Source organism: Enterococcus sp. LJL90 (assembly GCF_056924355.1).
On sequence record NZ_JBXPBQ010000004.1, the window covers coordinates 139502 to 162266 of the forward strand.

Below are 22765 nucleotides of genomic sequence, written 5' to 3' on the forward strand. Positions count from 1 at the left end.
ATTGTCTGATTATCAGCTATAACTAAAGAAAAGACTTTGGAGGGTGCAATGAATCAGCAGGAATTAAAGGCTATTTTGTGGCAAGAAAATGCGATTGAATTTGAACAACGGACACAAGGCTATAATGTCAATGACCAGAACTTACCTTTTGCAGAAATTGCAGTGCCGAAAATGCCTAGCGACCATTTTTTTCGTGAGGGTAATATTTTTATTAATAAGCATCACCGTTATTCGGCGATGCCGGCCCATACCCATGAATTTGTTGAATTCAATTACATGTACTCCGGTAGCTGTGTTCAATATATCAATGACCAGCCGATTTATTTGCAGGAGGGAGAAATTTTGTTGATTGATAAAGATATCATCCAGCGGATTGACCCTCTGGCCGAAGATGATATTCTAATCAATATCTTATTGAAGGATGATTCGATTACGACAGAGATTGTCGTCAATATGGTGAAAGCTAACAGTTTAGTGAATGAATTTTTGCTGACTGCTTCAAATGAGCTATCCTCCCACAACAATTTTATTCATTTTAAAAGCGGCTCAAATGAAGAAGTCAAAGAGACATTATTTAAGATGATTACAGAATATTTTGAAAAAAAGAATTATTATATGCGCTCGCTAAATCTTTTATTGTCGCTGCTCTTTATTCAATTAACTAGAGAACTAGAAGCTGAAAATCTGGAAAAATATCAGGCGGAAACTAATATTTTGGATGTTCTCCGCTATATTGATAGTCACTATCGCAACTTGAATCTTCAGGAGCTAGCGGAGGTTTTTGGCTACAATAAAAATTATCTGAGCAATAAATTAAAGAAGGAAACTGGCCGTAGCTTCCAAGAATTAATCAATACTCTGCGCTATCAAGCAGCCATTGAGATGATTGAAGAGACTGACCAAAGCTTTGAAGAGATTGCCTATCGGCTAGGTTTTGAAACCTTGCCTTCACTTTATAAATTATTCGCTAAATACACGGATAAAACACCTAAAGAATTTCGCAAACAATAAAAATATTTTGAACCTGTGACCTTAGCTTTATAGATGGAATACTATTCAAACAACAACTTATCTGTTTAATTGTGCTTTCAAATTAAGTGAAAACTCTTTTTGAAAGGACCGTTCTATTTTCTGAAGCAAAAATTCAGAGATGGTAATTTTGTTTGATAGTCTTTTATCTTTGCGCTCATGTTACAGGTTTTTTTGTGTTGTCATCTGTGATTTGGATAAAAACGTCTGGGTTTTTGCAATAGTTGAAAAGTGTAAATCCGCTTACAATGACATCAGATAAAAGAAAAGGATGTGCAGGATATGAAACAAAATGCAAAAGGGGATTTGGTCAAAGAATATACCCCATTGGCGACAGCTGCAGGAATTGGCTCCATGTTAGGGTCCGGCTGTATTGTCGGCTTGTCAGCTACAATTACTGTTTGGCAGGCGGGATTGGGTTTATCAACAGGACAGGTGGGGATTATCTCAGGTGCTCTAACATTTGCAATCGCTTTCGGTTCATTGTTTGCTGGTCAGATTACTAAAATTTTTGGATTGATTCGAGCATTTAACTGGTTGAACTTATTCTATGCTATTGGAACACTTATCTGTATTTTAGCGAATGATTTTTCATTTTTATTAATTGGAGTCATTATCATGGGCTTTTCATCTGGTGCCGACTTACCAATTAGTTTAACCGTCGTTTCCCACGATGCTCCAGATGAGACCACCTCTGCAAAGTTGGTCTCTTCAACGCAAATTTTTTGGCAGGTAGGGGTCTTTATCTCTTATATTTGTTCTTTCTTGCTATCAGGTATTCAAGGCGTTTTAGGAGCTCGAATTGTCTTTGGCATTTTATTTATTTTTGCAGTAGTGACTTGGTTATGGCGCTTAACTTCTAAAAAATTCTGCACCTTTCATGAAGCGGGAACTATCCGCCAAGCAGAATTAAAAGCTCAAACGAGTGGCCAAGCAGAGGTCTCCTTTAAAACGGTTTTATTTGGTTCTCAAATGAAAAAATATTTCAGCTTCTTCATGGCCATTATCGTCTTTTATGTTTGCTGGAATTTATTAGCGAATACTTGGGGACAATTCCAAACCTATGCGTTAACCAATGCTGGGGCAACTCAAACACAAGCAACTGGTCTAGGAATCGTTTTAAATGTGGTTTCCTTGTTAACGACCATCGCCTTTACCTCAGTAGCAGGCGGCAAATATCGCAATAAAGCTTTCTTTGTAGGAGCTTTTGTCCAAATTGCAGCAATGTTAGGCATGGCCTTGATTGGCGGCGGCGCAGGGTTTATTGCTTTGGCAATCACCATTGGATTTTATAATTTTGGAAATCCGCTGGCCGGAGAAGCAATTTATAAAGTTTGGACGCAGGAATCTTTTCCAGCTGAAACCCGGGCTTCACTGCAAGGCTTTATCAACGGTTTTTCAAGAATGTGCTGTGGCTTGTTTGCCTTTGTGACACCTTATCTCGTTGCTCCTGGGATGATTCAACAATCCATGTACGGCTTTGCAGGAATTGTTGCAATTGCAGCAGTGGCTGGCATTGTCATGATGCGTCTGCAAAAGAAATACAATGTAGGTAGTTCCCAAGAAGAAACTGCAATAACTGCAGAAAACCATTAAAAGGAGAATCAATTATGGCTTTTACTTTTCAAATTAATCCAGATGTAACTTGGCTGCATGATGAAAAATTACTGCAAAGAGCTGAGGAAAATTTACCTGAATTAAAAAAACATCAGATTCAGTTTAAAGATATTGTTGAAATGCAATTTGACGGCAAGGGTATTGATGGTGTTGATATGATTTCCTCACCGAAAAAAATTGAGCAATTGGCAGAGTATGCTCTAGCGAAAGGTGAAAGCTTAATTTTAAACTTAGGCGATCACTATGTGGGGACCTTTCAAATAGATATCACTTCTGTCGGTTCACCGATGGATGCGCCTTTATATTTGAAACTAAAATTTGCAGAGGTGCCAGCAGAAATTGCTGCCGATTCTGCTGATTACCAAGGCTGGCTATCCCGTTCTTGGATCCAAGAGGAATTTGTCCATCTGGACGTCTTACCAGCAACTTTATCTTTACCACGCCGTTATAGCTGTCGGTATGTTGAATTATCTGTAATCGATACTTCACCAAAATGGCAAGCTAGTTTTTCAAATCCAATTTTTGTTGCAGAAAGCAGTGTTGATTTAAAACATTTGCCAACTAAAGAGCTGGCAGACAAAGAACTACAAAAAATTTATGATGTTTCAGTAAAGACTTTAGCTGACTGCATGCAGACGGTTTTTGAAGATGGTCCTAAGCGGGATCGCCGTCTGTGGATTGGCGATTTACGATTACAGGCACTAGCCAATTATGCCACCTTTGATGATTTAGCCTTAAGCAAACGCTGTTTGTATTTATTTGCAGGCATGACTACAACGGAAGGCAAAATTCCTGCTAATGTCTTTACTGCGCCAGCTTTAATTCCAGATGATACTTTTTTATTTGATTATAGCTTATTTTTTGCGACAATCTTGCATGATTATGTGCTTCACTCAAATGATCAAGTAGTTTTAAAAGAACTATATCCAACTGCTAAAAAAGCTGTTGACTTGGCATTACAGCAAGTAGACCAAGAAGGTCGCCTAGTTCTCTCTGAAGAGTGGCCAGTATTTGTCGATTGGTCCAATGAGTTTTTAAAGGATTCAGCGGGACAGGGGATTTTAATTTATGCGCTGAAACGCTTTTTAGTTTTAGCAGAAATGTTAGGAGAGCCAGAAATGGCTTTCTATCAAAGCCAGCTATCGCAATTAGTGAGATTCAGCCAGACTCATTTATTTAACCCACAAGAACAACTCTTTTTAGTTGAATCAAATGGCGAGTACAATATTGCCAGTCAAGTTTGGTTAGTTTTAGCAGAAGTGTTTGAAACAGAGCAAAATCAAAAAATTTTAAAACGGATGCAGCAAAAATTATTTCCAATCACAGGAATTGCTACACCTTACATGTATCATCATGTGGTTGAGGCTTTGTTTGTAGCCGGTTTAGACCATGATGCTGTTAAGTTGATGAAAGAATATTGGGGTAAAATGATTGAGATGGGAGCCGATACTTTCTGGGAGGCCTTTAAGCCTGAGGACCCAAGTTTTTCACCTTACGGCAGTCCGATTATTAGCAGTTTTTGTCACGCATGGAGCTGTACACCGGCATATTTGATTGAGAAATATTTAGCTTAGTAAAGGAGTTAGTCCAATGGGAAATCTTGCAGCTCAACCTAAAATCTCTAAATGGCGCCAAAGAATTGGTTACGGTGTGTCAGATTTGGCCTGCAATTTAATTTGGCAGATGATTTCTTTATACCTTTTATATTTTTACACAGATATTATGCAGTTAAATGCTGCAGCAGTTAGCCTGATGTTTGTGTTAACCAGAATTTTTGATGGGGTGACCGATTTACTAGTCGGTTACCTAATTGATCATACGACTACCAGGTGGGGCAAGTCCCGGCCATATTTTCTCTTTGGAGCAATTCCTTTTGCAGTTTTTGCCTATCTTTGTTTCAGTGTTCCAGAAATTTCCAACAGCGGCAAGTTGATTTATGCTTACTTTACGTATTTCGGCCTTTCACTTTCTTATACTTTAGTCAATGTACCAATGGCTTCGGTGTTGCCCAGCTTAACAAATGACACCAAAGAGCGGACGGCTTTATCGACTTCGAGAAAGTTTTTTGGATTTTTAGGTGCAACGATAGTCAGTGCATCTGCTCTGCGATTAGTTCAAGTTTTTGGTCAAGGCAATCAAATTTTGGGCTTTAGAATTTTAATGGCCGTTTTCGGAGTGGCAAGTTGTCTGTTGTTCTTCTTTACTTTTTTTAATATTCGAGAAATTCCAACACCACATATAAAAGTCAAACTACAAGATGTTTTTCATTCTCTAGCCCAAAATAAGCCATGGAAAATTTTTGCTCTCAATATTTTATTTATGTGGACGGGTTATTTTCTGCAAACTAGCGCGTTAGTCTACTATTATACAGTAGTTGTCGGCAGTACAGCATTATCGGTCACAGTGGCAACAATCATGTCAGTGATTCCGATGGTGGCAAACTTTTTTGTGCCTTTTCTTGCGGGACGTTTAGGTAAGCGAAATCTGTATCTGCTGGCCGCGGGTGTTCAAGGTTTAGGTATTGTCCTGATTTTATCGGGGCAGGCTAATCATACAATCATCATCATTGGTGCGGCAATTTCTGCATTAGGTTACGGGCTTAAAGAGAGTATTTACTTTTCGATGCAAGCAGACCCGGTTGATTACAGTCAGTGGAAAACAGGAATCAATGTTGCTGGATCGCTTTCGGCAATTAATGGTTTTCTAGGCAAGGTCGCTCAAGCACTATCTGGTGGTTTAGCAGGTGCGCTTTTAGCCTGGGGCAACTATCAGCCGGATGCAACGGCGCAAAGTAGCCAAGCCATTTTCGCTATTCAAGCGATGTATGGCTATCTGCCATTATTATTGATTATCTGCTCGATGATAACTATGAGCTTTTACGATTTAGATAAACAATTTCCTTTAATCAAAGCTGAAATGTCAGCAAATCAAAATTAGTCTGAAGGCCTTCTCTGTAAAATACGTCAATCAGTTTGCAGAGAAGGATTTTTGTAGTACAGACTCATGCTTTATGGTAAACTATCCTTCGAGGTGAAAATGGTGAGCAAAAAAAATAAAGATATCGAAATCCGTGTGGAAGCCAGTGAGAAAACAGTTAATGGCAGCCAAGTGACAGTCAATCAATTATTTATTGGAAAAAAACAAATTGGTGAAGTTATCGAAAAAGGTCCGAAGAATTTCGATTATGAGATGAGCGGTGGTTTTAAAGGCTCAGTCAAGACTTTTGACGAAGCGGTTGAATTAATTATTCGCCAATGGAATTTGCAAGAGTAAGATAACAAAAAAAAGTTTGGAAAAAGACTTGTCAAACCCTGAGAAATTATGTATTATATCTAAGTCAGGTTTTTTACTAGCTGACCTGAGAGCTGAGAAAATTTCAGCTAATAGCTTGGAGGAGTAGCGAAGTGGCTAAACGCGACGGACTGTAAATCCGTTCCTTAGGGTTCAGTGGTTCGAATCCACTCTCCTCCACCATTGGGGTATAGCCAAGCGGTAAGGCAAGGGACTTTGACTCCCTCATGCGTTGGTTCGAATCCAGCTACCCCAGTAAAATAACAAATTGCTCGTCAAGCCGCGGCTTGACGAGTTTTTTATTTCAAATAGAAATTCTAAAGTGCTCCTCCTTGCAGTTTTTTTTGACTTAGGTAAAATAATATAGAAGACAAAATTTCAAGGAGGAAAAACAAATGGCCTTAAAAGCAAGAATTCAAGAAGCCGCTGAAAAAGTTTACGATATCATTAAAGATGATAAATATGATGTCGAAATGAGATTAACCACCAAAGGTAAAGGCGTTAAAGTGAAAACCAATCGCAACACTCAACACAATAAAAAATGGGGCGCCAAAATTCACTAAGCAAGACCAAGTCATTGCTTGAAGTTGGGACTTCAATAAAAAAATTCTGGACCGGAGGAAATTTCCTTTGATCCAGAATTTTTTTATCTTTCGACTTCTAAACCGAGAACTGTCAGATGACCATTACCGACTAGTTTGATTACTAGTCGGGCTAGGTGATTGGCGGGCATCTCAGTATCGCTGGTGAGCCACCAGTGGAGTGTGCCGACAAAAATGGAAGTCATATATTCCACCACAAAATCAATCGGCACTTCAATATCATTTTCAGTGATCCGCAGCTTTTTAAAGACATCGTCGTATTTTTCATAGAGAATGTCGGCTAGTTTTTGCCGCAGTAACTCATTGGAGGAGCCATCCATTATTAATAGGAAGAAAGTTCTATTTTTATGGATTTCTTTGTAGATATTAGTCAGTAAAATTTCGATTGTTTTAACTTTAATGCGATTGCCTTGGACCAGCTCAGATGGATCAAGAATATCTGAAAAAGCTTTGACAGCAAAACCAAAAATGTGATCGTATAAATCCTGTTTGTCTTTAAAATGGGCATAAAAGGTTGCCCGATTAATCATCGCTTCATCGGCGATATCTTGAATAGTTAAATTATCGTAGCCTTTTTCACTAACGAGTTTGATAAAAGCTTCAATAATCATTTTGTGGGTTCGCTTGACCCGCAAATCTGTTTTCTTCGTCATAAAAAAACCTCTTTTTTTCCAACAAAATAAAAACATTTGTCGTTTATCTCACAAAATGCAGAATATTGCTTGTTGAAAATTAATTAAAATCTTTCTAAAATAGATACATATAGTATATCAAACAGTTTGTAAGATAATCAACAAAGTGTCGTAAAATTAATATTTGTTAATTATCTCACTTGAGACAGGTTTTACTAGGCTGATAGAGCCAAGGAGATGAAAAATATGACAATTAGAGCAGGAATTGACGTTGGTTCTACCACGGTAAAATTGGTTATTTTGACCGAGGAAAATGAAACGATCTTTGCTAAATACGAACGCCATTACTCTGATGTTAAACAAGCCACGATTAAAGTTTTAAAAGAAGCACAGGAAATTTTAAATAATCAAGAATTGACCATGACCATTACAGGCTCCGGTGGAATGGGCTTGGCAGAAGTTTTAGAGATTCCCTTTGTCCAAGAAGTGATTGCTTGTACAAAAACTGTCGAAGAAATTATTCCGCAAACCGATGTTGCCATCGAGCTTGGCGGCGAAGACGCCAAGATTACTTTTTTTCAAGGGGCTTTAGAGCAGCGGATGAATGGTTCTTGTGCGGGAGGAACCGGAGCTTTCATTGATCAGATGGCCGTTCTTTTAAAAACGGACGCCAATGGAGTCAATGAATTGGCGAAAAATTATACAACTATTTATCCGATTGCATCCCGCTGCGGCGTTTTTGCCAAAACGGATGTGCAGCCTTTGATTAATGAAGGGGCGGCTAAAGAAGATATTGCTGCAAGTATTTTTCAAGCAGTGGTCAACCAAACAATTGCCGGCTTAGCAGCGGGGCGGAAAATTACCGGGAAAATTGCTTTTCTCGGTGGACCATTATTCTTTATGTCTGAGCTGCGGCGGCGTTTTATTGAAACTCTAGATATAGCAGATGAAGATGTGATTTTTCCAGAAAATCCCCAGCTGTTTGTGGCGATGGGAGCCGCTCTTTATTCTGAAGGCAATCAGGCAACCTCTTTAGAAAAATTATTGGATTCTTTGGAAAACGGTGACCAAGAACAATTAGCACCAACGGATACCTTAGAGCCGCTTTTTAAAAACGAAGAGGAGTTGGCGTTGTTTAGAAAACGCCACAATCAAGCCCAAGCGAGTCAAAAAGAGTTAGCTCAACATTCTGGCGTGGCCTTCTTAGGGATTGATGCCGGTTCAACGACGACAAAAGTTACCTTGATTGATGAAGAAGGTAATTTGTTGTTCAGCCATTACGGCAACAACCAAGGACAGCCATTGGAAACGACGATGGCAGTTTTAAAAGATTTATACAGTCAAATGCCGGCTGAAGTTTTCATTGGAAAAGCGGCTGTGACTGGCTATGGCGAGCAATTAATAAAAAATGCGCTAAAAATTGATATCGGTGAAGTCGAAACGATGGCCCATTATAAAGCGGCCAATCATTTCCAACCGGGTGTTGATTTTATTTTAGATATCGGCGGTCAGGATATGAAGGCGATGACCATTAAAGATGGCGTCTTGTCATCAATCCAGTTGAATGAAGCCTGTTCATCTGGGTGCGGCTCGTTTATTGAAACCTTTGCTAAGTCTTTAAATTTTGACGTGAAGGACTTTGCTTTAGAAGCCTTGAAATCAAAAACCCCAGTGGATTTAGGTTCCCGCTGTACCGTATTTATGAATTCAAAGGTTAAGCAAGTGCAAAAAGAAGGTGCGACTGTTGGTGATATTTCAGCAGGACTTTCTTATTCGGTTATTAAAAATGCGATTTATAAAGTTATTAAAATTCGCCGCCCAGAAGAGCTGGGGGAAAAAATTGTCTGCCAAGGCGGGACTTTTTATAATGAAGCTGTTTTACGAGCCTTTGAAATGATCAGCGGCCGCCAAGTTGTCCGGCCGTCGATTGCCGGCTTGATGGGGGCTTATGGTGCAGCTTTAATTGCTTTAGAAGATTATGAGATTGGTGAAGAAACCACAACGTTAGCTGCCGATGAATTAGATGCTTTTACAGCGGATAAAGAATTCACCCATTGCGGACTTTGCGAAAATAATTGTATGATGACAGTCACCGTTTTTTCAGATGGTCGCCGTTTTGTCACTGGTAACCGTTGTGAGCGGGGCGCCCGCATTAAGGTCAAAAAAGAAGATCGTAAAGTTAATTTAGTTGATTATAAATACAAACGTCTGTTTAAATACCGTGCCTTGAGAAAAGATAAAGCCACCAGAGGTATCGTTGGGATTCCTCGAGTATTAAATATGTATGAAAACTATCCGTTATGGCATACAATTTTTACTGATTTAGGTTTTAGAGTGCAGCTGTCACCCCGATCAAACAAAGAATTATATGAACAAGGGATGGAAACTATTCCTAGTGATACTGCCTGCTATCCAGCCAAAATTACCCACGGTCACATTCAAGCGTTAATTGATGACCAAGTGCCGTTAATTTTTTATCCTGGTGTCGTTTTTGAAAGAAAAGAAGATGCCAAAGCGGACAATAATTTTAATTGTCCAATCGTTCAAAGCTATCCCGATGTAATTAAAAATAATGTCGATGATATTCGTGACGGCAAAGTCGATTACCGCAATCCTTATTTAAATTTAGGCAATGAGGAGTCGGTGATTAAAGTAATGAGCGAAGCTTTTGCGGACTTAGGCATTTCAGAAGAAGAAATGTCCGCCGCCGTGCATCACGGTTATGAAGAGCTGGAAAACTTTAAAGAAGATATTCGGCAAAAGGGCGAAGATACCTTGATGATGCTCAACATGAAAAACGAAAAAGGGATTGTGCTGTCAGGCCGGCCTTATCATTTAGATCCAGAAATCAATCATGGCATTGCGGAAGTGATTACCCAAGAAGGCTTCCATGTCTTAACAGAAGATAGTATTTCTCATCTTGCTAATGTCGGCAACTTGCGGGTTGTCAATCAATGGGTCTACCATTCCCGTTTATATGCAGCGGCTCGGGTTGTAGCCAAGTCAAAAAATTTGGAATTAGTTCAATTAAATTCCTTTGGTTGTGGCTTAGATGCCGTTACAACTGATCAGGTTGAAGAAATTATGGATCAATACGGAAAAATTTACACCGTCTTGAAAATTGATGAAGGCTCTAATCTCGGCGCGATTCGTATTCGGCTGCGTTCCTTAAAAGCAGCCGTCGGTGAACGCAGTAAAATGCATTTTGAACCGATGAAGCGCTATGAAGAGCCAGAAAAAATTATCTTCACGAAAGAGATGAAGAAAAATCACACGTTATTGATGCCGATGCTCAGCCCAATTCACCAAGAGGGCTTAGTTGATTTAGCCCTGCAGGCCTCAGGCTATGATGTTGTCTGCCTGCCTTCAGAGGACAATGAAGCGATTAATGTCGGCTTGAAATATGTAAATAACGATGCCTGCTACCCAGCAATTATTTCCATCGGACAACTTGTGGAAGCTTTGCAAAGTGGTGAGTATGATTTAAAAAATGTCTCAGTGATGATGACGCAAACCGGTGGCGGCTGTCGGGCGACCAACTACATTCCGCTATTGAGGAAAGCTTTAAACGATGCTGGCTTTGAACAGGTGCCAGTCGTGTCAATTTCTATGGGGAATAAAGGCGTGGAAAGCAATCCTGGTTTCAAATTTACGTTACCGATGATTAAACGAGTCGTTGTCGCCTTCTTATATGGTGATTTGTTTGAACGCTTAGTTTATCGCACCCGGCCGTATGAATTAGAAAAAGGCATGATTGATCAAAAGCACAAAGATTGGCTGGCTAAGGTTGCTAAGAATGTTAAAAACGGTTCCCTTACGCAGTTCAATATGAACATAAAAAAAATCATTCAAGATTTTGATACCGTACCGTTATTGGATGTTGTGAAGCCGAAAGTCGGGGTTGTCGGAGAAATCTTAGTAAAATACTCGCCAACCGCAAATAACGATATCGTGCGGCTTTTGGAAAGCGAAGGGGCCGAAGCTGTCGTGCCGGACATTGTTGGCTTTATGAATTATTCGTTATACAACCAAATTTGGAAGTATGACAATATGGGCATGTCCAAACAAAGTAAAATGTTAGCGCAATTTGCGATTCGGGTTATTGAGATGGTGGAGAAACCAATGGACAAAGCGTTGCGGAAATCCAAACGCTTTGACGGAATTCATTCCATTTACGATATGGCCGAGGAAGCCGGTAAAATTTTATCCATCGGCAATCACACCGGTGAAGGTTGGTTTTTAACTGGTGAGATGATTGAATTATTAAAAGACGATGTCGATAATATCGTCTGCATGCAGCCATTCGGGTGTCTGCCTAATCACGTTGTCGGCAAAGGTGTCATTAAAGAATTGCGCCGCCAATACCCACGAGCTAATATTGCAGCGATTGATTACGATCCAGGGGTGTCGATTGTCAATCAATTAAATCGGATTCGCTTAATGATGGCAACAGCGGAAAAAATGTTAGCATCGAAAGCTGCCGTTCAGTAAAAAAGAGTTTAAGTTAAACAAATTACAAAAAGACTTTAAGTTAAACGACTTACTAAATGAAATGAAGTTGAACCAGACATCAAAAAGTGGAACGGCTGAAAGGCTGCCACTTTTTGAAGGCTAACGATAGCATCACAACTGGTCCAAATATTTCGAAAAGTAAGGGCAGTTTGCTTAAAGTCTTTTTCTGATTGCCTTTTTTTCAAGAAAATTTGTAGTTTAGGTATATACCAGTTATAATATATTCAAATATACTGCTCAGCAGGGCTAGAGAATGCCTGAAAAGTCTGAGTATTGGAGGAATTTAAAATGGCTGGCAACTTACCAGTATATATTCAAATACACGATCAAATAAAAAAAGAAATCGAAAGCGGCCACTGGAAAGTCGGCGACCGTTTGCCTTCAGAACGAGAGCTTTCCGTCACCTTTGGCGTGAGTCGCATGACTTTAAGACAGGCGATTCAAACGCTGGCAGACGAGGGGATTTTAGAACGGAAAATCGGTTCTGGAACATATGTGGCCCGTGAAAAAGTGCAAGAAAAAATGACGGGCACCACCAGTTTCACCGAGATTATGCGCTCGCAAAATCGTGAACCCTCCAGTCGGACTGTTTCTTATTTTAAGACAACTCCAAGTTCCAGTGAAATGAAACATTTAGACTTGAAGGAACAAGATGCAATTATCCGCATGGAACGGGTGCGTTATGCCGATGGCGTTCCGATTTGTTTTGAGGTGGCGGGAATTCCCCTCGATTTAGTGACAGATTTTAGTCGGGATGAAGTGACCAATTCTTTTTATAATACGTTAGAGGGCAAAGGCGGCTACAAAATCAATGGCGCTAATCAAACGATTTCGGCCCATCTAGCTTCTGAAAAAATTGCGGATTATTTGGAAATCAAAAAAGGCGATGCCATTTTACGCCTGCGACAAGTTTCTTTTTTAGAAGATGGCCGACCTTTTGAATATGTTCGCAGTCAATATGTGGGTAGCCGGTTTGAATTTTATTTAGAAAAATAAAAACTAGAAAAGGTTCCTCCCTGACGATGTTCTTAGGAAATCTTCAAGGAGGACTTTTCTAGTTTTTTTATTGGACTAAAGTTTCTACATAACGGCTCGTTCCCAGGGCAAAGCTGACTTGCCCGCTAAGCAAGTCGACCACTTGTTCTTGGAAGACCTCTTTTTCCACCTCGTCCACCATGCAGACAACTTGAACCCGCTCAGTGAATAAAGTATCTGACACATAAATTCCTTGGGTTTCAAGAAAATTTTGTAATTTTCCTAATATTGGGTATTCAATGTTGACAAAAATTTCCTGTTGCAACCGCCCTTGCACAATGCCAATTTCCTTTAAGGCAGCGGAGACTGACCCGGCATAAGCCCGGATTAGACCACCGGCCCCAAGCTTAGTGCCACCAAAATAGCGGGTGACCACCGCGACAACGTTGATCAGCTGATTTTTTTTCAAAACCTCCAACATCGGAACACCAGCAGTACCACTGGGTTCGCCATCGTCAGAGCTCCGCTGAATCTCACTTTGTTCACCGATAACAAATGCTGAGCAGTTATGATTGGCCTTCCAATGCTCTTTTTTTATTTGGATGATAAATTCTTTAGCTTCTTCCTCGGAGGTGACACGTTTCAGTCCGCAGAGAAAACGCGATTTTTTGACCTCAGTTTCCACCACACCATCGGCTTTGATTGTTAAATAATTTGCTAGCATTTTTTTCCTCTTCTTCAAAATGATGTTTGTTACTGATAGTATAACAAAAACCTACCACGGATGAACAATTGATGATTGAAATTATCACAAAAAATCGGCATAATAAAAGAAAAAGCGGGTGATTGGATGAAGCAGCGTACACGGAAATACGATGGTTTGACCCATTATTTAAAAAGTAATAACGGCTCCCAGGTGACGTTGACTTTCACACAGTTTGACGAACTGCTTTTTCCTTACAGCGGCTTGCCGCAAACTGCCCAAAAGGATAAGGATTGGTGGGCCAATGACTATCTTCATCCGGAAAAAGGCGCATACGGCTGGCTAAATGCTGGCTATGAAGTGGTGGTGGTCAATTTGGCTAAAGAGTTTATTGTTTTTAACAAATTGGTAAAATCCAGCTCACTTTTAGGATAACAGATAGAAAGCGTTGACAACTCGTTTTGAACTTGTATAATTAATACTATCAAGCAGAGAAAGAAGAGGATTTTATTATGGCAAAAAAAACAATCATGCTAGTTTGTTCAGCAGGAATGAGCACTAGTTTATTAGTAACTAAAATGCAAAAAGCAGCAGAAGCACAAGGCGTAGATGCAGATATCTTTGCGGTATCAGCTTCTGAAGCAGATTCTTCATTGGAACAAAAAGATGTTAATGTTTTACTTTTAGGCCCACAAGTTCGTTTTATGAAGGGTGACTTCGAAAAACGTTTGGCACCAAAAGGTATTCCATTAGAAGTAATCAACATGTCTGATTACGGTATGATGAACGGTGAAAAAGTTTTACAACAAGCCTTAACTTTAATTGAAAAATAATTTGTGATTGATTGAGCTGGGTCAGATTAATGGCCCGGCTTTTTTTATTTGGGAGGAAAATAATGGGTTGGTTTGATTGGTTAGAAAATAGTTTAGTGATGTTTGCGGCTCTGCTGCTAGTAGTAGGCTTAATTATCCGAACAAGAAAAATTTTGTGGAGCAAATCAGAAAAATTTTTATTGCTCTTAACTGTTGGCTTTTTCTGCCTCGACACATTGTGGTGGTGGCAGGGATGGCATTTTTTCTGGAGTGATTTCGATTTTCAGATTGGCCAAGACACTTTCAAGCTGACCATCTTTTTTATCGGCTGGCTGATTAGTTATTTCAGCCTGCTAATAAAACGCTTGAACCGTTTAAAAAAATAAAAAGCGGCTGCTAAAATTTTAGGCCGCTTAAGTAAAGCTAAGTTTTCTGGTAATCGTCCAATTGGCGAAGAATTGACACAAGTCATAAAAAGACATTCAACCAGTTGAACTATCTGTAACGTTGATTTTTCTTACATTGTGGTGGTATCTCTAACTTCAGCAGTGCGAGAAATTAGCGGGAAGAAGCGTAAAGAATAAATAGCACAAATTCCGACTACCACATAAATAATTTTTGCTAGGATTGTTTCTGGTCCACCAGCAATAGCTGCAACTAAATCAAATTCAAACAAGCCCACTAATAACCAGTTTAAGCCGCCAACAATCAATAACCCCAAAGCGATAAAATCTAATGTTTTCATTGTTATTTCCTCCTTCATTTAAGATAGCTTCATGCTAACGGCTTTCTCTAAGACTGACAATTAATCGGCCTAAATGTTTTTTTATGAAGCCTCTTTCCTGAAGTAAAAATCCTTCAATTTTAAGATTTCATATTGACTCCGCTAGTAGTCGAAAAAAATCTTTTTCCTAATTTTCCCGATGATTAAAGAGTTTCCTGCTGATTTTTGCAGATTACTTGCAAGTGTAAGAAACTCTCAATTTCAAAAAACGACCAGAATCCTTCTAGATTTCAAACGCCATAGAAATATTTGGAGGTTGCAATGTTTTTGTAATCTTATGAAAGCCTCTTTTATGTAAATGAAATCAAAAATATTTTGCGCAATTTATAGCGGGGGTTTTTATATGAGTGAGTTTTATGGTCGTCGGGAGCTGCGGCGAAAAACGATTAGCAAAAAATCCAATTTAATTTTTTCAGCCAGTATGAAGATTACTCCGTCGACGGTAGTATGTCAGCGCTGTGGGAGCTCTTTTTCAAAAGAAGCAGTTCGTTTACCTAACGGCCATTTTTATTGCCCAAGTTGTATTCATTTGGGGCGGGTTAGTTCCGACTTGGCTCTAGTCCATCAAAAAGAACCACTCCGCACACCTCAAGCTCTTAAATTGGATTGGGCGGGAACGCTAGCGCCACAGCAAATTAGCGGCTCTCGACAGGTTTTAAAAGCAATGAAGCAAAAACGCAATTTATTATTGTGGGCGGTGACGGGTTCAGGAAAAACAGAAATGCTTTTTAAAGGGTTAAAAACCGCTTTGAAAAGCGGTGAGCGGTTTGCAATTGCTTCTCCTAGAATTGATGTCTGCCGGGAATTATATCCTCGGTTGCAGGCTGTTTTCCCCGATATTGACATCTTACTTTTGTACGGTAACTCTGAGGAAAACTATCGGTATAGTCTGTTGACAATTTGCACAACCCACCAGCTCTTGCGTTTTTATCAGGCGTTCGATGTCTTAATCATCGATGAAATTGATGCCTTTCCCTTTGCAGATAATCCTCAGTTGGCTTATGGAGTAGCCCAAAGCCGCCTACCAAAGAGCAGTTTAATTTATCTGACTGCTACGCCCTCACCCAAACTACTACGACAAATCAAAGACGACTTTATGATTGAAAAAATTCCCGCCCGCTATCATCGCAGGCCGCTACCAGTCCCCAAATTATTATGGTGGAATAATTGGTGGCAGCGCTGTGCTTCTGGGAAAAAACTAAAAAAACTAATTCAGCTTTTAAAACAATTATTGGCTCAAAATCGTGTTCTGCTTTTTTGTCCCAGCATTTCTTTGATGGAAATGTTAGCCAAACATTTAAAGAAAGAATTTCCTGAGTTGCTAATAGCCGCTGTTCATGGCAATCATCCTAGACGGGAAGAAATTGTCACAGAAATGCGGGAAAATAAATACCAACTGCTTTTGACGACTACTATTCTAGAGCGGGGAGTCACCTTTGAAAAGCTCTCAGTAATTGTTTTAGGAGCGAACCACCGCGTTTTTAATCAAGCAGCATTGATCCAAATTGCGGGTCGGGTTGACCGCAAAGGACCGCCAAGTCATGGGGAAGTCATTTTAATTTACGATCAGATGAGCACAGCCATGCGTCAAGCGTTCAAGGAAATTAAGGCAATGAATCAGGCTGGCACAAAGGCGGGATTAATAGATGAAGTGTAGCTATTGCAATCATGAAATCATTCGCAATCTAAGTCTAAGAGAATTACTGTTACCGCAAAAAATGAAAGAATGGGAGCTCTGTCAAGCTTGTCGTCAGAAATTTACTTTTCAAGGGCAGGTTTCGAACTGTTCCGGCTGTCAAAAACCGATGATTAAGCCAGGACTCTGTAGCGATTGCCAATTTTGGCGGTCGTATTACCCGCAGCTAGAGTTTCAGCAGGAAAGTTTATTTGTCTATGATGCAGCCTACGGTGAATGGCTGAAAGAATATAAAATTTTGGGGAATTATCAGCTACGTCACACCTTCACTAAAGAAGTCAAAGGATCTTTGAAAAAATATCGCAAAGAAAATTTTTTGATTTGTCCGCTGCCGTTATCTAAGAAAAGGTATCGAGAGCGGGGCTTTAATCAGGTCAGCAGCTTTTTAACTGCTGCTGCGATTCCGATAACTGAATTATTAAAGCGGCGGGAGACAGCGCCGCAATCGTTGAAAAATCGCCAAGAGCGTTTAGCGATGCCGCAGCCTTTTAAATTAAAGGCTGCTCCAGAAAAAATTACGGGAAAGAAAATTCTTTTAGTCGATGATGTCTATACAACTGGTCGGACAATCTATTATGCAGCGATTCTTTTACAGTCGGCTGGAGCTCGGCAAATTCTCGGTTTTTCTCTGGCAAGATGATTAAAAATGATAGCGATTTATTTTGCAAAAGAATTAGACAAAAGTTATAATAGAATTAAGAAGAGGAGCGTGAGTGGTCCACGCTTTTCTTTATTGGTAGACGAAAGGGGAAATTGTTATGTTCAAATACAATGTCCGTGGAGAAAATATCGAAGTTACTCAAGCTATTCGCGATTATGTTGAAAAAAAGGTAGGAAAATTGGAAAGATACTTTACTGACGTTCCAGATGCTACCGCTCACGTAAACTTGAAGGTGTATACTGAAAAGACAGCGAAGGTCGAAGTAACAATTCCACTTCCGTATCTAGTTCTTCGAGCAGAGGAAACTTCGCCAGATTTATACGCAAGTATTGATTTGGTTGTCGATAAATTGGAGCGGCAAATTCGCAAATTTAAGACTAAAATCAATCGTAAATCCCGCGAAACTGCTGTCAACACAGCGGATGCTGCTGTTTTATTTAACGAAGAATCTGGTGAGGAAGAAACAAGCTCTGAATTAGATATCGTTCGTACAAAACGCCTATCATTGAAACCAATGGATAGTGAAGAAGCGGTTTTACAAATGAATATGCTAGGACATAATTTCTTTATCTTTGAAGACGCAGAAACAAACGGCACCAGCATTGTTTACCGTCGTAAAGATGGAAAATATGGCTTAATTGAAACAAACTAAGCGTGACTTAAAAATTTTCGGAGCCGGACAAGTTTACTTGTCCGGCTCTTTTGATTTTAAAAAAAGTAGATGAAGAATTAAAAGATTTATCAAATCCTCATTTTAGTTATCCAATTCCAGATTCAAAACTTTTTTCGGTATTAAAAAAATCTGACAGCCCATAAACTGAGTGTCAGATTTTGAGGTTTTATTGAGTAAAACGAAAATTTTTTTGTTTGAACTACTGCATTGGCGCGATTCTAACTATTTTTCTAGTTCTTCTAATTCAATGCTTAAGTTTTCCCATTCCTCTAAGGTGGCTTCCTGCTCTGCTGATAAGGATTCCAAGTCTTGATTCAAACTCATCAGCTGACTGTGGTCATCAGCATATTTGGGGTCATTCATCTCAGCTTGTAATTTGGCAATGCTAGCATCCAGTTGCGCCAAATCTTCTTCAGCCTGTTGGATTTTCCGTTTTAAATTCCGCAGTAATTTTTGCTGTTCTTTGTCTAAGAAGAATTGGTTTTTTAGATCTGGTTCGCTGACTGTCAACTTCTCAGGATTTTCCGCTGCCGCCAGTGCCGCCAATTCCTCCTCTTCTTTTTTCTTTTCTAAATAGTAATCATAATCGCCTAGATAGACTTTGCTGCCGGTTTCAGAGAGCTCAATTACTTTAGTGGCGATGCGATTAATAAAATAGCGGTCATGGGAAACGAAAAACAACGTACCTTCATAATCAATTAAAGAATTTTCTAAAACTTCTTTGTTGTCGATATCTAAATGGTTGGTGGGCTCATCGAGAATCAAAAAGTTTTCTTTATCCATCGAAAGTTTTGCCAGAGCGACTCGCGCTTTTTCACCACCGCTGAGTAGAGGAATTGTTTTTTCAACATCATCTCCGCTAAATAAAAAGCCCCCTAAAACAGTACGGATATCTTTTTCCGGAGTCGTGGGATGTTCGTCCCACAGCTCTGCCAAAACGGTTTTATTACTGTGAAGGTCGGCTTGACCTTGGTCGTAATAGCCAACAGAAACATTTGTTCCAAAGTGGGCTTCGCCTTTAATAAAGGGAATCTCGCCGATTAAAGATTTCAGCAGCGTTGATTTACCAATCCCATTTGGTCCCACTAGGGCAACGGCTTCTTGTTTGCGGATGTCCAGATTGATTGGGTCAGATAAAACAGTCTGATCATAGCCGATGGCGGCATCCTCCACCTGCAAAACGACATTGCCAGAGACTTTATCAATTGCAAACAAAAAGGAAACTGATTTTTCATCCCCTTCAGGCCGATCCATCCGGTCCATTTTTTCTAATTTTTTCCGACGACTTTGGGCTCTTTTAGTGGTGGAGGCTCGAACGAGATTACGGGCAACAAAATCTTCAAGTTTAGCAATTTCTGTCTGTTGTTTTTCATAGGCCTTCCACTCCGAAGCTAGCTGTTCGGCCTTTAAATCTAAATAGCGGGAGTAATTGCCCTTATAATTTCGCAGTTTATGGCGGGAGAGTTCATAAATTTCATTGACCACTTTGTCCAAAAAGTAACGGTCATGGGAGACAATTAAGAGAGCCCCAGTATAGCCCTGCAAATAATTCTCCAACCAACTAAGCGTTTCGATATCTAAGTGGTTGGTGGGTTCATCTAAAATCAAAATATCCGGCCGCTGCAAAAGTAATTTTGCTAAAGCTAAACGAGTTTTCTGACCACCGGATAGCGTTTCGATTGATTGTTGATAAAAAGTTTCATCAAAATTAAAGCCATGAAGGACTGAGCGAATTTCATTTTCATAGCCGTAGCCGTTTAAATCAGAAAAATCATGCTGTAATCGATCATATTCCTTTAAGACACTTTCGTACTGAGGGCCTTCAGGAGTGCTTGTTGAAATGATTACTTCCAACTCCCGCATGCGGGCTTCCATTTGACGAACTTTTTCAAAGGCCTTCAGCATTTCCTCCCAGACGGAATCTTTTGAAGCAAGACCGGTATCTTGAGCCAAATAGCCAAGAGTCGTCCCCTTGACTTTAGTGATATTTCCGGCATCCGGAGCTTCAATACCGGCAATTATTTTTAACAAGGTCGATTTGCCAGCACCGTTACGACCTACCAAACCAATTCTAGAATTGGAGCTGACTTCCATTTGGATATTTTCAAAAAGCGACTCCGCACCGAAGTAACGAGCCACTTGATTTGCCTGTAATAACAGCATATGAATCCTCTTTCTACAGTAAATTTGCTGAACATAGTGTATCATATTTTACTTGAATCAGCGACCTTGTGAACTAATTCTAAAATTATCACAAAGTTAAGCTAATTTATTGCTTTTTCCTGATGGTTACTGCTATTATTAGGCTGTCACTATTTGTGAAAGATTTTTTTAGACTGACAGGTGCAAAAGGCGGTAAAGTTTCGTGAAAGCATTTTATTCAGAAGGCTTGAAACACTGCATCAGCGAAAAGTTACCCATTCAGCTAAAAATTGCGATAAACAGTTTCATGTGGATGAACAAGGAGGATAATTATGAAAGATCATGTAATTCCCAAGGCGACGGTCAAACGTTTGCCGCTATATTACCGTTACTTAAGAATTTTAAACAATGCCGGCAAAACAAAAGTTTCATCGACCGAATTAAGTGAGGCAGTCCAAGTGGACAGCGCTACAATCCGCCGTGACTTTTCTTATTTTGGCGAATTAGGCAAAAGAGGGTATGGCTATGACGTGGAAAGCTTGATGAACTTCTTTGCTAAAACTCTAAATGATGACCAATTGACCAATGTTGCTTTAGTCGGTGTCGGAAATTTAGGTTCAGCTTTGTTAAAATATAAATTTCACCAAAGTAACAGCATTCGTATCAGCTGTGCCTTTGATGTTAATGAAGAAATTATCGGCAGAATTGTCGATGGTATTCCTGTTTATCCAATGGAGGATATGCTGGAGCAAATTCGTGTTCAGCAAATTGAGGTAGCGATTTTAACCTTGCCGGCTGCCAGAGCCCAAGAAGTTGTTAAGCAGCTTGGAGAAGCCGGGGTTAAAGGCGTGTTAAACTTTACTGCCGCACGTTTGTCAGCACCAAAGGATGTCTTAATTCAAAATGTTGATTTGACGAACGAATTGCAAACGTTGATTTACTTCCTACACAATAATAATTCTGCTACACCAGAAGAAAAAGCTTAAAAAAGAGCTGAATTATCTTTTCACTGGATCTTAAACATCAGTGATTCGATAATTCAGCTCTTTTTAACGACCATTATTTAAATAATGTTTCATAATCAACACTCGTATCGCTCGCTTGAAAGTCCTCCACTAAGCTGCTAATTTTTTCAAAATTGATAAAACGAGCTTGCCGTTGCAATTCTTTTCCCTTTGAAAAAACCAATACCGCCGGGGCCGTCATCACCTGAAATTCACCAGCAACTTCTGGCACCTCAAAGGCATCCATTTGATAAAGTGGGACCGCTAAATCCTGTGCCAATTTTTCTAAACGGGGCTTGACTGCCACGCAGACACTGCAATCAGGCATCGAAATATATAAAATGCTGACTGGCTCTTGTAATGCGCTTTGGATTGCTGCAATATCTGAATATTTTTCCATTTGACCACCTCAAGTTTGACTTCTTAGCTTCATTTTAGTCGGGATTATCAAAAATACCAATAAAATGCTTGCAGGACAACATTTCGTTTCCTAAGGACAAATTAAAAATCGAAAAAAATCTTGTAGTTTTTTTCTAAGAGGCGTATTCTTGAAAAGAATTTACAGGAGGTTTGGATTCTATGTTTGATTTTTTACCCAGCTCAGTTTTACAAATGAGTACAATCTTTCTTTCAATTGTGATTGAAGCTCTGCCTTTTGTTTTATTAGGCTGTATTATCTCCGGTGCGTTGCAGGTTTTTTTAACACCTGCCAGAGTTAAACGATTTTTGCCGAAAAATAAAATTCTCTCCATTCTATTCGGCTCCTGTATGGGCTTTTTCTTTCCCTCCTGCGAGTGTGGTATTGTGCCGATTGTCCATCAATTTGTAAAAAAAGATGTACCAGTTTACACGGCATTTGCTTTTATGCTGACAGCCCCGATTATTAATCCAGTCGTTATTTTTTCAACTTATATCGCCTTTAGCAATACATGGCGCTACGCTATTTTACGGATGGTGGGTAGTTTTGTTGTCGCCTTAGTTGTAGGCTTGTGGCTAGCTTATTTATGCAAAGAACAAGTGCTGAAAACCCGTCTAAATGAAGCCTTCAGTCAGCATCATTTGTCGAAAATTCCTGAGACGGCCTTAGCAGGCGCTAATCAAGTTGTAGCAAATTCTAACTTTACAGCAAACGGTTTTTCAGAAGCTGTCCTTGAATATTACAGTAGTGAAGAGAAGATAGTTGAAGATTCTCACGGAAAAGAACATCATCACCATGGGAGTGAAAAAAAAGGGTTTCTGTCACAGGTGGGCAATGTTTTAGTTCATGCCATTGATGAATTTTTTGACACTGGTCGTTACTTGATGATTGGTGGTTTAATTGCATCGGCCATGCAAACTTATTTGCCGACTGGAGCCATGTTGACACTGGGCTCAAATACTTTTTTAGCGATTTTGGTGATGATGGTTCTCGCCTTCACCATGTCCTTGTGTTCAGAAGCCGATGCTTTTATCGGCTCATCGCTGCTCAGTTTATTTGGCTCTGCTCCAGTCGTGGCTTTTCTAGTTTTTGGCCCAATGGTGGACATTAAAAATTTATTGATGATGAAACGCTATTTTTCAACGAAATTTATTTTACAGTTAGTCGCCATTATCACAGTGACCGTTTTGATTTACGGTTTAGTCATTTAAAGG

At 39.7% G+C, this 22765-nt stretch carries 21 protein-coding genes and 2 tRNA genes; 18 read left to right on the forward strand and 5 right to left on the reverse strand.

From position 1 onward, the window contains the following. Positions 1-48: 48 nt before the first annotated feature. From AC1Z3S_RS10765 to AC1Z3S_RS10800, 8 genes are all read left to right on the forward strand, one after another. Positions 49-1011, forward strand: coding sequence for an AraC family transcriptional regulator (locus AC1Z3S_RS10765; RefSeq protein ID WP_461740380.1), 963 nt, complete (start codon positions 49-51; stop codon positions 1009-1011). 300 nt (positions 1012-1311) lie between these two features. After that, positions 1312-2625 carry an MFS transporter gene (locus AC1Z3S_RS10770; RefSeq protein ID WP_461740381.1) on the forward strand — a complete coding sequence of 438 codons (1314 nt, stop codon included), beginning with the start codon at positions 1312-1314 and terminating at the stop codon, positions 2623-2625. A gap of 14 nt (positions 2626-2639) precedes the next feature. Continuing rightward, positions 2640-4220: an alpha-L-rhamnosidase-related protein gene (locus tag AC1Z3S_RS10775; protein ID WP_461740382.1), complete on the forward strand. Its 1581-nt coding sequence runs from the start codon at positions 2640-2642 to the stop codon at positions 4218-4220. 16 nt (positions 4221-4236) lie between these two features. Beyond that, positions 4237-5583 (forward strand): MFS transporter, encoded by a 1347-nt coding sequence (locus AC1Z3S_RS10780; RefSeq protein ID WP_461740383.1) that lies wholly within the window; start codon positions 4237-4239, stop codon positions 5581-5583. Positions 5584-5685: 102 nt separating this feature from the next. Next, the gene (locus AC1Z3S_RS10785) at positions 5686-5919 is read left to right on the forward strand and encodes a DUF2969 domain-containing protein (RefSeq protein WP_461737871.1); all 234 of its coding nucleotides are present in this window, start codon (positions 5686-5688) and stop codon (positions 5917-5919) included. A gap of 117 nt (positions 5920-6036) precedes the next feature. After that, positions 6037-6120 (forward strand) — tRNA-Tyr (locus tag AC1Z3S_RS10790). 1 nt (position 6121) lies between these two features. Next, positions 6122-6193: transfer RNA gene (locus tag AC1Z3S_RS10795), tRNA-Gln, on the forward strand. A 139-nt stretch (positions 6194-6332) separates the two neighbouring features. After that, positions 6333-6500 carry a hypothetical protein gene (locus AC1Z3S_RS10800; protein ID WP_461737870.1) on the forward strand — a complete coding sequence of 56 codons (168 nt, stop codon included), beginning with the start codon at positions 6333-6335 and terminating at the stop codon, positions 6498-6500. Between the two features lie 83 nt (positions 6501-6583). Here the strand turns inward: AC1Z3S_RS10800 and AC1Z3S_RS10805 are convergent, their stop codons facing one another. After that, positions 6584-7192 carry a TetR/AcrR family transcriptional regulator gene (locus AC1Z3S_RS10805; protein WP_461740384.1) on the reverse strand — a complete coding sequence of 203 codons (609 nt, stop codon included), beginning with the start codon at positions 7190-7192 and terminating at the stop codon, positions 6584-6586. Positions 7193-7417: 225 nt separating this feature from the next. Here AC1Z3S_RS10805 and AC1Z3S_RS10810 point away from each other — a divergent pair, with 225 nt between their 5' ends. Beyond that, the gene (locus AC1Z3S_RS10810; protein ID WP_461740385.1) at positions 7418-11662 is read left to right on the forward strand and encodes an acyl-CoA dehydratase activase-related protein; all 4245 of its coding nucleotides are present in this window, start codon (positions 7418-7420) and stop codon (positions 11660-11662) included. Between the two features lie 309 nt (positions 11663-11971). Then, positions 11972-12679 (forward strand): GntR family transcriptional regulator, encoded by a 708-nt coding sequence (locus tag AC1Z3S_RS10815; RefSeq protein ID WP_461740386.1) that lies wholly within the window; start codon positions 11972-11974, stop codon positions 12677-12679. A gap of 67 nt (positions 12680-12746) precedes the next feature. On the opposite strand, the gene AC1Z3S_RS10820 is transcribed toward AC1Z3S_RS10815, so the two are convergent. Continuing rightward, complete coding sequence (locus AC1Z3S_RS10820; RefSeq protein WP_461740387.1) at positions 12747-13382, reverse strand: YigZ family protein; 636 nt, start codon at positions 13380-13382, stop codon at positions 12747-12749. A gap of 126 nt (positions 13383-13508) precedes the next feature. On the opposite strand from AC1Z3S_RS10820, the gene AC1Z3S_RS10825 reads away from it, so the two are divergent. The 3 genes from AC1Z3S_RS10825 (at position 13509) to AC1Z3S_RS10835 (ending at position 14559) form a co-directional block, all read left to right on the forward strand. After that, positions 13509-13796, forward strand: a complete 288-nt coding sequence (locus AC1Z3S_RS10825; protein WP_265458955.1) for a DUF7662 domain-containing protein — start codon at positions 13509-13511, stop codon at positions 13794-13796. Between the two features lie 77 nt (positions 13797-13873). Further along, positions 13874-14194 (forward strand): PTS sugar transporter subunit IIB, encoded by a 321-nt coding sequence (locus AC1Z3S_RS10830; protein ID WP_265458956.1) that lies wholly within the window; start codon positions 13874-13876, stop codon positions 14192-14194. A gap of 62 nt (positions 14195-14256) precedes the next feature. Continuing rightward, a complete protein-coding gene (locus tag AC1Z3S_RS10835) occupies positions 14257-14559 on the forward strand; it encodes a hypothetical protein (RefSeq protein WP_461740388.1) in 303 nt (100 codons plus the stop codon). Between the two features lie 131 nt (positions 14560-14690). Here AC1Z3S_RS10835 and AC1Z3S_RS10840 read toward each other — a convergent pair whose 3' ends face one another. Beyond that, on the reverse strand, positions 14691-14918 hold the full coding sequence (locus tag AC1Z3S_RS10840; protein ID WP_265458958.1) for a DUF378 domain-containing protein: 228 nt from the start codon (positions 14916-14918) through the stop codon (positions 14691-14693). Positions 14919-15300: 382 nt separating this feature from the next. On the opposite strand from AC1Z3S_RS10840, the gene AC1Z3S_RS10845 reads away from it, so the two are divergent. The 3 genes from AC1Z3S_RS10845 (at position 15301) to hpf (ending at position 17966) form a co-directional block, all read left to right on the forward strand. Next, complete coding sequence (locus AC1Z3S_RS10845) at positions 15301-16614, forward strand: ATP-dependent helicase ComFA (protein ID WP_461740389.1); 1314 nt, start codon at positions 15301-15303, stop codon at positions 16612-16614. Continuing rightward, positions 16604-17293, forward strand: a complete 690-nt coding sequence (locus AC1Z3S_RS10850; RefSeq protein WP_461740390.1) for a ComF family protein — start codon at positions 16604-16606, stop codon at positions 17291-17293. Before AC1Z3S_RS10845 ends, AC1Z3S_RS10850 begins: the two co-directional genes overlap by 11 nt. Positions 17294-17411: 118 nt before the next feature. Continuing rightward, on the forward strand, positions 17412-17966 hold the full coding sequence (gene hpf, locus AC1Z3S_RS10855) for a ribosome hibernation-promoting factor, HPF/YfiA family (protein WP_265458961.1): 555 nt from the start codon (positions 17412-17414) through the stop codon (positions 17964-17966). 243 nt (positions 17967-18209) lie between these two features. Here the strand turns inward: hpf and AC1Z3S_RS10860 are convergent, their stop codons facing one another. After that, positions 18210-20150: an ABC-F family ATP-binding cassette domain-containing protein gene (locus AC1Z3S_RS10860; RefSeq protein ID WP_461740391.1), complete on the reverse strand. Its 1941-nt coding sequence runs from the start codon at positions 20148-20150 to the stop codon at positions 18210-18212. A gap of 311 nt (positions 20151-20461) precedes the next feature. Between AC1Z3S_RS10860 and AC1Z3S_RS10865 the strand changes: the two genes are divergently transcribed. Further along, on the forward strand, positions 20462-21115 hold the full coding sequence (locus tag AC1Z3S_RS10865) for a redox-sensing transcriptional repressor Rex (protein WP_265458963.1): 654 nt from the start codon (positions 20462-20464) through the stop codon (positions 21113-21115). Between the two features lie 73 nt (positions 21116-21188). Here AC1Z3S_RS10865 and AC1Z3S_RS10870 read toward each other — a convergent pair whose 3' ends face one another. After that, complete coding sequence (locus tag AC1Z3S_RS10870; protein WP_461740392.1) at positions 21189-21533, reverse strand: thioredoxin family protein; 345 nt, start codon at positions 21531-21533, stop codon at positions 21189-21191. A gap of 179 nt (positions 21534-21712) precedes the next feature. Between AC1Z3S_RS10870 and AC1Z3S_RS10875 the strand changes: the two genes are divergently transcribed. Continuing rightward, entirely contained in the window at positions 21713-22762 is a 1050-nt protein-coding gene (locus tag AC1Z3S_RS10875; protein WP_461740393.1) for a permease, read from the forward strand. Positions 22763-22765: the final 3 nt, after the last annotated feature.

What these genes read in the sequence shown, in the direction of transcription:
- AC1Z3S_RS10765 (WP_461740380.1), top strand. Translation starts at nt 49, where the DNA reads ATGAATCAGCAGGAATTAAAGGCTATTTTGTGGCAAGAAAATGCGATT.
- AC1Z3S_RS10770 (WP_461740381.1), top strand. Translation starts at nt 1,312, where the DNA reads ATGAAACAAAATGCAAAAGGGGATTTGGTCAAAGAATATACCCCATTG.
- AC1Z3S_RS10775 (WP_461740382.1), top strand. Translation starts at nt 2,640, where the DNA reads ATGGCTTTTACTTTTCAAATTAATCCAGATGTAACTTGGCTGCATGAT.
- AC1Z3S_RS10780 (WP_461740383.1), top strand. Translation starts at nt 4,237, where the DNA reads ATGGGAAATCTTGCAGCTCAACCTAAAATCTCTAAATGGCGCCAAAGA.
- AC1Z3S_RS10800 (WP_461737870.1), top strand. Translation starts at nt 6,333, where the DNA reads ATGGCCTTAAAAGCAAGAATTCAAGAAGCCGCTGAAAAAGTTTACGAT.
- AC1Z3S_RS10805 (WP_461740384.1), bottom strand. Translation starts at nt 7,192, where the DNA reads ATGACGAAGAAAACAGATTTGCGGGTCAAGCGAACCCACAAAATGATT.
- AC1Z3S_RS10810 (WP_461740385.1), top strand. Translation starts at nt 7,418, where the DNA reads ATGACAATTAGAGCAGGAATTGACGTTGGTTCTACCACGGTAAAATTG.
- AC1Z3S_RS10815 (WP_461740386.1), top strand. Translation starts at nt 11,972, where the DNA reads ATGGCTGGCAACTTACCAGTATATATTCAAATACACGATCAAATAAAA.
- AC1Z3S_RS10820 (WP_461740387.1), bottom strand. Translation starts at nt 13,382, where the DNA reads ATGCTAGCAAATTATTTAACAATCAAAGCCGATGGTGTGGTGGAAACT.
- AC1Z3S_RS10825 (WP_265458955.1), top strand. Translation starts at nt 13,509, where the DNA reads ATGAAGCAGCGTACACGGAAATACGATGGTTTGACCCATTATTTAAAA.
- AC1Z3S_RS10830 (WP_265458956.1), top strand. Translation starts at nt 13,874, where the DNA reads ATGGCAAAAAAAACAATCATGCTAGTTTGTTCAGCAGGAATGAGCACT.
- AC1Z3S_RS10835 (WP_461740388.1), top strand. Translation starts at nt 14,257, where the DNA reads ATGGGTTGGTTTGATTGGTTAGAAAATAGTTTAGTGATGTTTGCGGCT.
- AC1Z3S_RS10840 (WP_265458958.1), bottom strand. Translation starts at nt 14,918, where the DNA reads ATGAAAACATTAGATTTTATCGCTTTGGGGTTATTGATTGTTGGCGGC.
- AC1Z3S_RS10845 (WP_461740389.1), top strand. Translation starts at nt 15,301, where the DNA reads ATGAGTGAGTTTTATGGTCGTCGGGAGCTGCGGCGAAAAACGATTAGC.
- AC1Z3S_RS10850 (WP_461740390.1), top strand. Translation starts at nt 16,604, where the DNA reads ATGAAGTGTAGCTATTGCAATCATGAAATCATTCGCAATCTAAGTCTA.
- hpf (WP_265458961.1), top strand. Translation starts at nt 17,412, where the DNA reads ATGTTCAAATACAATGTCCGTGGAGAAAATATCGAAGTTACTCAAGCT.
- AC1Z3S_RS10860 (WP_461740391.1), bottom strand. Translation starts at nt 20,150, where the DNA reads ATGCTGTTATTACAGGCAAATCAAGTGGCTCGTTACTTCGGTGCGGAG.
- AC1Z3S_RS10865 (WP_265458963.1), top strand. Translation starts at nt 20,462, where the DNA reads ATGAAAGATCATGTAATTCCCAAGGCGACGGTCAAACGTTTGCCGCTA.
- AC1Z3S_RS10870 (WP_461740392.1), bottom strand. Translation starts at nt 21,533, where the DNA reads ATGGAAAAATATTCAGATATTGCAGCAATCCAAAGCGCATTACAAGAG.
- AC1Z3S_RS10875 (WP_461740393.1), top strand. Translation starts at nt 21,713, where the DNA reads ATGTTTGATTTTTTACCCAGCTCAGTTTTACAAATGAGTACAATCTTT.